Raw genomic sequence first — 13,286 nt, 5'->3', positions numbered from 1 at the left:
TTAATATTTTAATTCAATTTCGTCATTGACAGCTTTTTTGACTGCTAATTGATGATAAAATGGAATTATTTTTTCTTCTAATCCTTCGATAATTTCGATGTCTGGCTTCTTATTAGCAATCATATCAAAAATTGTATCTACTTCTTGTTTACTAAAACCTGCGATTGTTTCGTTTGCTAGTAATTGGGTTGCTGGTATTTTTGCAAGGTTTGAGAATTCACGAAGCATCCATCGGTGATTAACAAGTTGTTGTTGGTTTTTGTTACTTCTTTCTACAAGTTTTAAATAGGTATTGTAGCTTATTTTATCTGTGACCTCACTACTATTTACTCCGTGCATTTTATGGTTGTTTACTTTACCTATAGCATCTTTATATGATCTTTCGATACTTTCATCTTTTCGAATCATTTCTTGATGGAGTTTTTTGCAAACATCTGATAGTAAGGAATTATACTTACTTATGGTTTCTTTGTCGAATGTATATTGATCTAAATAATCTAGTACTTTCTCTTTGAATTCGGCATCATCCAATGTCATTCTGGCAACAGTTAATAAATGATCCAGATTGGTTGTTTCAGCAGTTGGTACAGGATTAAGCTGAAGTTGTAATTCTTCTAATTGTTTTATTATTTCACTTTTGGTTCCATCCAAAGTAACGTTCTTGAAATTGATTTTGAGAACGTTGTCATGAGTTAGGTTGTCCCTGTTTTCGAGTTTATCTTCTTTCTTTATAACTCGAAGTTTTATTTTATCAAAAGAATAAGAATAGCTAAAAGTTGCTGTTATATCATTGTTTTTTGTAGTCTTGGAATTGCTGAAAAGTGTAATTGCATTTAAACCGAAATTATGTTTTTCCATGTAAATGTAAGTACCATTAAGACGTACATTAAAAACATCATTTTGTTTATCTCCATTATTATAACTGGTGTTGTAACTGGTAGAAAATGATGTATTTACTTTTCTTTCAAAAAAGAGTTTCGTTGCACCAATGGTAGGACCAATGATTAGGTTTTTTCCTGTATCCATTTTTCCAACAGTACTATTTAATGAAGCTGTTAAGTTAAGTGATCTTTCGGGAAAGCCTAATATATATGAAAGTCCCGAATTGTAAAATGTAGTAGCACCACCTGCAATAGTTTTACCTTCTTGTTGGTTCACGGCATCTTGAAGGCTGAAATTGGCATTTATTGCTTGTTTTACCTTTTTATCATTTTTAAGTAGATAGTTAATGGTAATTGCAGCATTTTGATTGACTTGTCTAAAATTTAAAGTATCCAGATATTGATATTCTGAGGTTTGATTGATGTAATCAAATTGGTTGCGACTGTTGGTATAAGATTGAAAATTTGAATAATTAAAATTAAGATTCAATTTATCATTGGCTCTATAATCTGCAGTTATCGCAGAAACTAAACGTTTCATTTGGCTTTGTTTCTGTTTATCGAGATTGTCTTTTTGAAGTCCTAAATTCAAATTTAAGCTCAGTTTATCTTTGTATAAAGTTTGCGAAGCATTTACAGTAATGTTTTCTAAATCATTATTAAAATAGTAACCACCAAATGTTCTGTAATTAGGATCTATACATTCATATCCTAATCCTAAAGTTCCTTTTCCTGCAGGATAAACAAGCTGTCCTTTAAAAGCATTATAGCTTGTAGTTGTAGTGTTTGAGTTTAAAAAAAGAGATGAAACACTTCGTGCTTTGGTACTTGATGTTACTCGGGAATCTTCGGTAATGCTACTATTGGCAAATTCGGTAACAACTTGTAATTTCTGGAAAAGTTTAAAAGAGGTTTCAAAACTTATGGCAGCATTTTCTTGTGGAGTTACACCAAGTTCAAACGGAATCGGAATTGATAATGAACTCATTTGATCTTTGGCTTTAAAGAATGTAAGTCCAAGATTTACTTTTTCCAGCTGGTATTGTGTTTTAAAACCATAACCATATCTTTTGTAGGTAGGTACCAATTCGGTATTAATAATGTCATATTCGCTACTTCTTACCAAACGTCCGTACATGGCACTAACTTTAAATTTGCCTTGAGGAGTTAAGTCAATTCCGAAACCAGTAAACTGATGTCCGCTTAAAGTGTAAGGAGAGAAATTCATGCTTACATCGCCAATATGAGCTGTAATCCATTTATAAGATGGGTGAATACTCAAACGGTTCATCAATACGGGTTTGTTATAACCGAATTTTTGACTTGTATAAGAAAATGAAAATGGCAAATTATATAGGTTCGCGATATTTATATTTATGTTTCCGTTAAGGAAATAAGTAAAGGGATCTCGCGCAGCATTACCAGAATACATGACTGCATTTGCAGATGCTCCTCCGGTAACATTTACTAATTTGGATTTGGCTACTTCTTCGACATTGAAATTTTGGGAATATCCAAATGTGCCTGTAAGTAGTATGGTGAAAAATAATATTCTTTTTAAACTCATTATTATGTTTGCTAGGAAAATAAATAGGGAAGGGTTATTTCCCTATTTGTTTCTGACTGTATGATTCAATTTTATTTTTTTGATTTGAAAACTATCTCTTATTGTATAATTATCTTTCTTAATTTATTTCCTTGTTGAGATTCAAATAAGACGAAATATATTCCAGAAGGTAGTCCGCTTAGGCTAAAATTGAAAGAATAGGCATCTTTACCATTTTCAGATTTAGAGTCAATTACCATGTTATTACTTAGATTATATACTTTGACATGTCCAGCCATTATTTTGTCCAAAGTGACATCTACAGTAAATATTCCGTTTGAAGGGTTTGGATAAATCTTCATATCAAATTTCTTTTGCAGATCGGTTGTGTCAGGATCTTTATATTCTCCTTCGATAACCAGTACTTTCTTGGTTTGAAATGCAGTACAATCTCCTTTTTGGGTAACCATTGTAATTTCGTATTCACCAGCCTTGGAGAAACTCATTTCGGCATAGTCTTTATCTTTTGATTTAACTGTTGCGTCGGCAGGTAATATCCATTCGATACTATCGGCCTCTGGGTTGCTGATATCTACAATAATGAATTTCTCGTTTACAAAAACTTGTGATGAAATCGCAAATTCGGCACTAATAGCTGTTTGTTGAGCAGATATTTTGATGGTATCAGTAGCTTCACAACCTAGTTTATTGGTTACAACAACTGTATAATTTGCAGGTTGAGATACTGTAATCATCGGTTTGTTACTAGTAAAACCTTTATCGGACGTCCATAAATAGATTGCTTTATCATCATCGATAGTTGCATTAATAGTCAAGCTTTGGTCAAAACATAATGTTACATCTTCACCTAGATTTATAACATCTTTTGGCGGATTTACGATTGCGTATGTATGATTAATGATACAACCTTTACTATCGGTTACGGTAACTGTATAATCTCCAGCAGAAGCATTACTTAATACATTCGATTTTTCGCCTGTGTTCCATAAGTAAACATAAGGGGCTTTTCCTCCCGAAGCTGTTACTGTAATTGTAGCATCTCCACCAGCATAACATGTTGGTATTTTTATTACTTCGGCTGCAGCCAAATGAATAGGAGCAATAATATTTATATTTCTAGTGATTGTACAACCATTATTATCTGTAACTAATAATGAATAATTTCCAGGAACAGTATCGACTAAATCGGCAGTTCGGGCACCAGTATTCCATAAGTAAGAGTAAGGCGCTGTACCTCCAGATGCTGCCGAAGTAATTGTCCAATCAGTTCCATCACCACAACGAGTATATTCGGATGAAAGAGAATTGTCTAAAGCTGTAGGTTGTGTAATTGTAAGGTTTTCACTTTGAATAGATTTACCAAAATAGTCTGTTGCAATCACATAATAAGTCCCTGCTTTGGCATTTATTAAAGTTTCGGCTTCGCTAATAACTAAGTTTGGATTGGTTACATCATACCATTTGTAGTAATAATCCGGAAGTCCACCAGAAGTAATTGCTTTTATACTTGCTGTAGCATCACCATTACATTTTACAATGTTAATTTGAGCCAATTTAATAAACAAAGGATCAACTTTATCTAAATCTCTTTTATCAATCAAACAACCATTTGCATCGGTTATAGTGATAAAATATTGACCTACATAAATATTGTAAATACTATTAGATTCTTTATTGTCATCGGTATAGATTAAAGTATCATTTTTATCATACCATTTGAAATTATAATTTGGAGTTCCACCAACAACTGTAACTTTAATACTCGCATCATCTACTCCTAAAGCCGATGGGGGAGTTTTAACTACTATTATTCCCATTGGATTTGGTTCGGTAATGATGATTTCTTGTTTTGTTTCACAAAGATTGGCATCGGTTACAGTAACATTATATGTTGAAGCCATAAGATTGTCTAATGTATTTTGATTTGCATTATTTCCTGTGCTCCATACAATTTTATATGGTCCTGTACCTCCAGTAATAGCAATTGTAATTTCGGCATCACTATCTCCATTACAAGAAACATTCTTTTGGGTATAATTAATTTTTAAAAGATCCGGTTCAATCACAGTGACTGGGGCGGAAGTATAACTATTCCCAAATCCATCTGAAACTTCTAAAATATAATCTCCAGCAAGCAATGTTTCGGAAGGATTTGTTGTTGAGGCAACAAGAGTTGGTGTTAATTTATTATACCATTTATAGACATAATTTTTATCTGCATCTAGAACACCAATTGGTGCACCTCCTGTTATAGTCGCTTTTAAAATAGCTTGTTTGTTCTCAAAACATTTTATAGCTTGAGTTTGAGAAATATTTGTAATTAATAATTCATCCGGCTGATAAATAGTATAGGTTGTTTCTGTTGTACATAGATTTTTATCTGTAACAACAACAGTATATGTTCCTTGACCAATTCCATTTAATAAAGTATTCTTTTTGCCTGCCATTATTGTTTTACCAGCACCTTGATACCATTGATAAGTATATGGGGATGTTCCATCGGCTGCTACGATATCAATACTACCATTTTTTAAGCTATAACCACTTGCTTCAATTTTATTATAAGAAGCTATAATTAGAGGTTTTAAAGGCTGTGTAATTTTAACCGGAATAGGTGTTGTCGAATACGAGCATCCATTATCATCTGTAATAGTAAAAGAATAGTCGCCAAGTGGAATTCCTGTTCTATCCTTTGTAGTGATACCATCGTTCCAAGTGACATGGTAATCTCCCGTCCCTCCTTGAATAGTCAATGTAATAGTTGCATCGCTACCATTAAAACAGCTTACATTTGTTTGAACAAAAGTACATGTTATAGCAGGTCTCTCTATTAGTTCTGCAATTATTAGCTCTCTCGAAATATTCACATTGTCTGTTACTACAACTTTATAGAAACCAGCGTATAAATTTTGGGTTCTATTTGTTACTTCACCAGCAAGTTCTGTATAATTAACGTCGGTTGTATTTTGTTTGTAATACCATTTGTAACTGTATAGAGGTTTTCCTCCGCTTACACGTACTTCTATACTACCAGTATTTGCTCCATTACAGGTTACATCAATTTTATTTACAAAGGCTACAGCCAATGCTTTTAAAGTCACTGTTTCGCTGCTAGTGGTACAATTGTTACCATCTCTAACTGTAACTTCATAAACTCCATCTCCTAAACCAGTAATTACATTAGTTGAATATTCGGTACTAATACCATTTTTTTTCAGGATATAAGTGTACGTATTTGTACCTCCATCTGCATTAATAGTTATTACTCCATCATTTGCAGTAACTATGGTTGGTTGTGTTTGTGTAATACTTGTTATAGTTACTTGAGCATTCTGGCTAATTGTGATATTAGCAGGGCTGTTGTAAGTACAATTATTAGCATCTGTTACGATATAAGAATATGTTCCGGCAATTAATTTGGTTGCATCTATTATTTTTACAGGACTCTTAATGTCTGTGTAAATAACTGTGTAACCTGCTGTTCCTCCTTTAATATCCAGTGTAATAGTTCCATTATTACCACCATAACAACTTACATTAGTATAAGAGTGAGTTGCTGTAAGTGGATCTAGAGGTTGTGTAATATCATAATCTGTATAAATTTCTTTGGAAGCATCCTTAACTTTAATTCGGTATTTACCTAGAGTAAGCCCAGTAATAGTAGGATTAGTTTGTAAGGGAATTTCGGTTTCTATACCCTTTACAACTTCAAACCAACTATAGGTATATGGTGTTGTTCCACCAACTGCCTCAATGGTTAAGGTACCTGTGTTTTCCCCGTGACATTTAATATTAACTTGATTAACAAGATTTATAGCCAATGCTTTTAGTGTAAATCGTTCTGAAGTTGTTGTACAACCATTACCATCTCTTACATAAACATCGTAGATCCCATCACTTAATCCAGTAATTATATTTGTAGGGTATGTGGTAGGGGTACCGTTAACTTTAGTTACAATATAAGTATAGCCATTTTCTCCACCAATTGCATTTATAGTGATTTCACCATCGTTACTTGTTGGTGTTGAAGGTTGTTTTTGAGAAGGCGTGTTGGTTGCTAGTTTTATAGTTGGTTCTGTAATAATTGCAGAGCCTGTAATGGAACACCCGGTAACATTTACATCGGTAATAGTATATTGATATGTTCCTTTGCTTAATCCTGTCCTGTTCTGAGTTGCAGGACCATCAGTCCAGGAAACGTTATATGTCCCTGTTCCTCCACTAATTGTTAGTGTGATTGCTCCTGTTGATTCTCCTTTACAGAGTACATTTGTAGCCGTTGGAGAGGCAACTATTTTTGGGTTTTGATCTAATAGAATATCGGCAGAAGTAGTACTATTTGGAGGAGTTGCATTATCTGTTACAATAACTCTATATGTACCTTTTATTAATCCAGTCGGATTATTACTTGTTTTGCCGAAAATCTCGTCATAATTTACTCCATTTAGTATGTACCATTTGTAAGAATAGCCGATTGTTTTTGTTCCCCCACTCACGTCTGCGTTAAGACTTCCAGTTCCTCCAAAGCAAGCAATAGGAGTATTACCGGATAGAGTTACTATTAATTCCTGAGGATGATCAATTGTAAATGTCTTTGTGGTAAAACAATTTTTAGCATCGGTTACATTAATTTTATATACTCCCCATAGAAGTTGGTTTAAATTGGTAGGGGTAAAAGTTAGATTGTCTTTTGTCCATGTTTGGGTATAACCGGGTGTACCTCCTATGATTTCAAAACCACTGATTTGACCATTTGGTTTCCCAAAACCAGTTGCATTTATTGCAGTTCCGGATATTGTTATTGCAGATGGTTGGGTTATAGTTACTGTTCTTGATCCATCTGGTTGGAGTGCACCAACTTGAGAATAACCCAATAAACTCATAAAGAATAATAATAGTAAGTAATGTTTTTTCATAATTATTTTATATTTGGGTTATCTATTTTTCAATGCAACCATTACTATCGGTTATTTTTATACTGTAAAGTCCATTTGGAGCCGGAATTATTGGACTCCCATTTGCAAATTGTATTTTAGTTCCATTATTTATTGAATAGAAATAGGGAGGTGTCCCACCCGATGTATTTATAAGTATTTCTCCATTACCTCCATTACATGAAGGGTTAGTAGGTGTTATTATAAATTTTAATGGAGTAGGTTGATCTATAAAAAATGGATTATCTGTATTGTCACTTGTAGGATTTGAACCATTATTTAGAAAGGTTTGATAATGCAAAAAGTATGTTCCAGAAGCTAAGCCTGTAAATGTTATTTGCCTATTAGGGAAATCTGCTATAGACACATTTTTTGTAATCGGAGGTAAGTTATTTCCATTTACTATTTGAGTAAGATTTAGTAAAAAACTTTCATTTTGGATTAAATCTCTATCAAAAGTAAAAGTGACCTGGCCATTATTACCATTATTACAAGATAGGTTAGTTTTATTTGGAGTACCAACTAAACCAGGTGAACACGGTATAATATCATAAACGATTTGATCGGTAAATTTTGAGCCATTAATACTAACATAACCAGTTCTAAAATAAATTTTTAATTTTCCTTCTGATCCACTTAGATCTTTTATTTTAAACGAGATATTTCTTTGTGCCTGAAATTCACTTGTAAAATTTACCCAATTGCTACCATCATAGCTATATTGCCAGTTCCAACCGCGATTAAAAGTAATCACATCTTCTTTACAAGCATTTGAGTTAACCGGTTGAGGTAAATAAATACCCATTATTTTGGAATAGGCAATACACCCACTAAAAGAGGATCGGTCGAAAGTATTTGGATCATAGGGTATTGTTGAACTTTGTCTACAGTCTGGAACATCTATATTACCAGTAGTCCCACCTGTACATGTTATTACAGAAGGGTAAGGAGCAGTTACATAGAAAAAATCATATTCGGTTACAACCACATCTTGGCTATTACTACTTTTATAAATAGCGTTATTTCCAACTCGAATACTATGACTACCGCCGTGACTACCACCCCATCCCAAAAAAGGATCCAGAGCTGTTTCTACTAATATCCCATATTTTGTTTGTCCTTGAAGGACTATACTAATAAAAAAGAATAAAAGAATGAGTAATTTTTTTTCCATATTTTTAAGTATTATTTTTCAATGCAATCATTTTTATCTGTTACTTTAACTTTATAACCCTCCGATTTTGCCAATAATCCATTTATTACATAATGTTGGTTGTCTATTTTTATCGGAACTTTTAATACATCATCGATATAAAATTGATATGGAGCTATACCGCTAAGTACTTCTATATCAATTGTACCATCATTTCCTCCATAACAAGATGGCTGTGTTTGATTAGTTATCTTGAATTGCATTTTTGCAGGATCATTATATGTGAAGTTTTGTGTTGAAATCATTGATCCACGTAAAATTGTTCCTTTTTTAGCCTGATAAACGATTTCGTATGTATTTGTATTTTCTAATGAACTAATATTTTGGAAAGTATAATTTTTCGGATTAGCGCTATCAAAAACAACATCGGTATACTGGTTACTTATTGAGTTATTATTTTTGTTTTTTATATAGATATAGGTTAAAATTTCATTTGTTTCTAAAGGCCTGTCAAATGAGACTACAATTTTTGGAATTGACTCTCCATTACATCTTGGTGCAGTATAATCAATATTTATTACTGTAGGAGAACATGAGGAGTAGGTTATGGCCAAAGGGGCAGTAAAATCTCGCGTTTGGTCATATCCTAATCTAAAATAAATTTGTTTGTTAATATAATTAATATGATTTGCTCCTAATATATCTTGAATTGAGAAAGTTGTGGTTGTTATATCGTTAGTTTTATTTCCTCCAATATAATTTGGTACATCTATCCAGTTTGCAGTATTATCAAGAGAATATTGCCAGTGGTATGCCTCCGCTGGAAATCCAGCTGGAAATGCTGCCAAACTTAATTGAAACCCGGAGCAAACTTCTGATGGACTAGTTGTGTCTAAATTTTGAATGCTGACATTAGGTTTGAATTCGGAAATTCCAACCATGAAGTCACATCCGCCTAATTGCAAATAAGGATATTTAATTAAATCTACTGCAGAATTTGTAATAGTAGTATTTCTTATACATTCTTCTTGTGCAGATAGACAAGGTTCTACCGAAGTGTTGGCGTTTAGATAAAAACTAAAAGAGTTGAAATTTGGGACATTCGGGTATGTTTTTTCATTAATATCGTTGATTCCACTATTTGAACCTATTGAATTTGCACCACTGCTCAGATTCCAGTAAAAACTATTATACTCACAATAGAACCTCCCTGAAAAATTCACTTTTACAGAATATGTGTTTTGTTGTCCGAACATCTGTAAAGAAAAGACAGATAGAGATATTATAAAAAATAGCTTTATTTTATATTGTTTCGATACAATCATTGTCATCTGTTATTTTAATATTGTATACTCCTTCTTGTTTTGTAATTATTAGACTCCCTTTATGTCCATTAGCATCTGTTGTGGTAGGATTCGTAAATTGTGTTTTAGTACCATTATTTATAGAATAAAAATATGGAGGAGTACCTCCAAAAGTATTTATAAGGATTTCCCCAGTGCCACTATTGCATAATGGATCTGTGGGAGTAATTTCATACCTTAATGCGATTGGAGGCTGTATTATAAAAGGATCACTTTTGGTATCACTTGTTGGTAACGCACCATTATCTTGAAAGGTTTGATAATGTAAAAAATAAGTCCCTGATTTTAAATCTGTAAATGTAATCTGGCGATTAGGGAAATTGGCAGAAGTAATATCCTTAGGAATAGGAGGGAGATTATTTCCATTTACCACTTGGGTAAGATTTAGCAAAAAATGCTCATTATTAATTAAATCCCTATTGAATGTAAATGTGACTTCACCATCTTGGTTATAAATGCAGGATGTCTTAGTAGTAATAGGAGCCCCAAGAAGAAGAGGGGGACAAGGGATGAACTTATACGTTAAAATATCTGAATAATCATTTGTACCACCACTTCCAGTTTTGGTGTATCGCGCACGTAACTGAAAATTTTGATTTAGTTGTAGACTAGGAATCATAGCGAAAGTTATAGGTATAGTTTGTGCAGATCGTAATTCATAGGGCAATAAATCTTTCCAGCCTACGCTATTACTATGAAAATACTCCACTGCAAAAGTCATTTGACCACCTTCACCAACAATTGCAACCGAAAAATTGAAAGGTTCGCATTGTTTCAAATCTGTGTTTGAAGCACTGTAATTATTTAACTCAGCAATTGGTTGTAAATAATAAAATTCAAAGCGGCTATTATGGCTAACCATTATTCCTCCTAAACCAGAGCCAAAGTAGGATTGCCAATAGCCAGAATATGGGGCTGTTAAAAGAGGTCCGTGTGTCTGAAGGAATCCAGAGGATCCACTTTCTACTGCTTCAGATAGACGCAGCGGCGTGTTAGAAACGACTACACCATCGAGTGCGTTTACATTTGAATTCTTTAAAATATATGAAAAAGAGGAATTAGTATTAATTGAATTCGCAGTTGCTCTGGCATACGTTCCATTAAATGGGTAGGTATCCCCAGTATTAAGATAAAAGTTAAGACTACTGCCAGAACCTCCACTAACAGACGAAATTCTAAGATCCCATTTAACTTTGTATTTATAAGTTGTTTGACTATTAGTTATTTGCATGTTAAAAACAATCAAAAATAGACATGCTATTTTTAATGCTTTTAATAAACTTTTATATTTAATAAATGATTTCACGCTCTTAGAACTTTACAGTATAAAAATCCATTTTAGATATTCTTCCATCTTTGAACAATGCTCTAATACCATATTTGTATGTAGTATTTATTGTAAGTGTAGGATCAGATAATCTTCGGGAATCTGCTTTTACAATTTGAATTAATTGTAGCGGTTCCTGATTTGTTGCTTTATAAATTTCGAATCCCTCAATGTCATTTTCTTTATAATCCCAAGATAAGTCAATGCTTTTTGTGTTAGGATTTGCTTGAGCATAGAACCCTTTTACAGCAGGTTTTACGGTATATTTTGGTACGAATAAAGCTATTTCTGGAGATGGATTAGATGTAAGGCCACTTTCATCTTTAGCAAAAATTGCATATCTATACGTTGATCCTTCTACAGTTTTCTTATCTTGATAAGATTCTAGTTTTGTAGCATCATTTAAGATTAATTCCCATTTTTCTTGTTCGTTTTCTTTACGATATAATTGGTGCGAGGCTACATCTTCACTTTGGCTATTAACCCATTCAAGAAAAACAGCTCCATCTTTTATTTCATATTTAGTAAATACAGGAGAAGTAGGAGGGATTACGTCTGGTTTTTTAATAATTAATGTTTCAGAAAACGGAGACATATTGTAATGGTAATCAACGGCAATAACTCTATAATATACTTTACTGTTCAAACTCTTGATAACTACTTTATCTTCATAGGTATTAGGCTCGCTTGGACTAACAGTTAATTGACTAAATTCTTCCTCGGCTGTATTTCCTCTATAAATGCGATACCCCATTAAGTCTTTTTCTTTGTTTGGGGTCCATGTAATTTTAACAACACCCAAGCTATCAATTACACCTTTTAATCCAATAGGTTTGGATGGAGGGATCGAATCTACAGGCTGTACGAGCATAGGAAATGAAGTTCTACTACTTCCTTGTTTTCCTACGGCAGTGATCGTAAAGTAATTGGTCGATGAGAGTTTATTGTACGTTACAGAGCGGTTTTTTGGAGCTATGTTTTTTATTACTGTTGTATATTTATTATCATCAGTGTCTGAACGATTCAGTTCAAAACCTGAGATTTCTTCATTTCCTTCTTCTGGGAATTCCCAAGATAAAGTAACTGTAGTATCATCCTTAAAGTCTTTAACAGTAAGATGAGGTACATATTTTAATAGTGATTTTCCTTTTCCAGTAATAATTTCTGAATACGGACCTAATTCCCCAAAAGAGGAGATACCTTGAATTCTATAGCTATATGACTTGTTATTGGTAATAGAATCTACATAAAAGATTCTGTTATTATTTGTGTTTTCCTGACTTAAACTCGTATATGGTTTTTCTGTTATTCTTTCAAAAGTTTTTTTATCTGTAGAGCGCTCAATGTAATAACTACCATAGGCATGAGATAATATTTTAAAATTCCAGCTTAACATAGTACTTTTATCAGTAAAATGAGCTGTAAAGTCCATTGGTTTTGGGAGTGATTCATATTCCTTTAGGCTCACAAATACACCGCCATAAACAATGTTCATTTCTTTCTCTGGCACATTTGAAGATACTCTATAAGCATATTTTTCATTTTGTTTGGCAGTTTTATCTTCAAAGCCTAAACCAGCTTTCTTAGCAATTTCAAAATCTTTGTCTGCAGTGAATAAAGCAAACGTAAATCTTTGCTCGGTTTCTTCCGAAAGGTTAACAATTGTTTCTAAATTATCGTTTCCTGTTACTGCAAAATCTTCTCCATAAATGGCTTGAGCAATAATTGCTGCATTGTCATTATCCTGAATTAATTTTTCCCAAGTTTCGAGAGGTTCAGGTTTAGAAACTTTAGACAAAACTATCTTTTCTGGTGTTGGTAAAGTTTTATTGTCTCTTGTTACGGTATATCTTTCTACTAAATAACCATGAGTATTCAATTTTTTCCATGCCACAGGATCCGTAACAGCCCATCGTAATAAAATTCTGTCTTTTTTAACTCTTGCTATAACTTGTATTTCTGGATTTTTTTCGGTTGTATTAACCTCTCCAATTTTATTTTGGGAAAAAACATTACCCATTATTGTAAAAACAAGTATAATTAAAATTTTAAACTTCATG

At 33.0% G+C, this 13,286-nt stretch carries 6 protein-coding genes; all 6 read right to left on the bottom strand.

What is annotated here, in order from left to right; genetic code table 11:
* On the bottom strand, nucleotides 1-2,448 hold the full coding sequence (locus OIU83_RS04170; RefSeq protein ID WP_264205009.1) for a hypothetical protein: 2,448 nt from the start codon (nucleotides 2,446-2,448) through the stop codon (nucleotides 1-3).
* A gap of 98 nt (nucleotides 2,449-2,546) precedes the next feature.
* Nucleotides 2,547-7,364, bottom strand: a complete 4,818-nt coding sequence (locus tag OIU83_RS04165) for a T9SS type A sorting domain-containing protein (RefSeq protein WP_264205008.1) — start codon at nucleotides 7,362-7,364, stop codon at nucleotides 2,547-2,549.
* A 22-nt stretch (nucleotides 7,365-7,386) separates the two neighbouring features.
* Nucleotides 7,387-8,556 (bottom strand): SprB repeat-containing protein, encoded by a 1,170-nt coding sequence (locus OIU83_RS04160; protein WP_264205007.1) that lies wholly within the window; start codon nucleotides 8,554-8,556, stop codon nucleotides 7,387-7,389.
* An 11-nt stretch (nucleotides 8,557-8,567) separates the two neighbouring features.
* Nucleotides 8,568-9,866, bottom strand: a complete 1,299-nt coding sequence (locus OIU83_RS04155; RefSeq protein ID WP_264205006.1) for a SprB repeat-containing protein — start codon at nucleotides 9,864-9,866, stop codon at nucleotides 8,568-8,570.
* Entirely contained in the window at nucleotides 9,838-11,130 is a 1,293-nt protein-coding gene (locus OIU83_RS04150; protein WP_264205005.1) for a SprB repeat-containing protein, read from the bottom strand. The genes OIU83_RS04155 and OIU83_RS04150 overlap by 29 nt, the downstream gene beginning before the upstream one ends.
* A 79-nt stretch (nucleotides 11,131-11,209) precedes the next feature.
* Complete coding sequence (locus OIU83_RS04145) at nucleotides 11,210-13,285, bottom strand: fibronectin type III domain-containing protein (RefSeq protein WP_264205004.1); 2,076 nt, start codon at nucleotides 13,283-13,285, stop codon at nucleotides 11,210-11,212.
* Nucleotide 13,286 lies beyond the last annotated feature (1 nt).

It is taken from the genome of Flavobacterium shii (assembly GCF_025847235.1).
Taxonomy (GTDB): domain Bacteria; phylum Bacteroidota; class Bacteroidia; order Flavobacteriales; family Flavobacteriaceae; genus Flavobacterium; species Flavobacterium shii.
This window is presented reverse-complemented; position numbering and strand designations above follow the sequence as displayed.

Coding starts and splice junctions, on each gene's coding strand:
- OIU83_RS04170 (WP_264205009.1), bottom strand. CDS start 2,448: ATGAGTTTAAAAAGAATATTATTTTTCACCATACTACTTACAGGCACA.
- OIU83_RS04165 (WP_264205008.1), bottom strand. CDS start 7,364: ATGAAAAAACATTACTTACTATTATTATTCTTTATGAGTTTATTGGGT.
- OIU83_RS04160 (WP_264205007.1), bottom strand. CDS start 8,556: ATGGAAAAAAAATTACTCATTCTTTTATTCTTTTTTATTAGTATAGTC.
- OIU83_RS04155 (WP_264205006.1), bottom strand. CDS start 9,866: ATGACAATGATTGTATCGAAACAATATAAAATAAAGCTATTTTTTATA.
- OIU83_RS04150 (WP_264205005.1), bottom strand. CDS start 11,130: ATGCAAATAACTAATAGTCAAACAACTTATAAATACAAAGTTAAATGG.
- OIU83_RS04145 (WP_264205004.1), bottom strand. CDS start 13,285: ATGAAGTTTAAAATTTTAATTATACTTGTTTTTACAATAATGGGTAAT.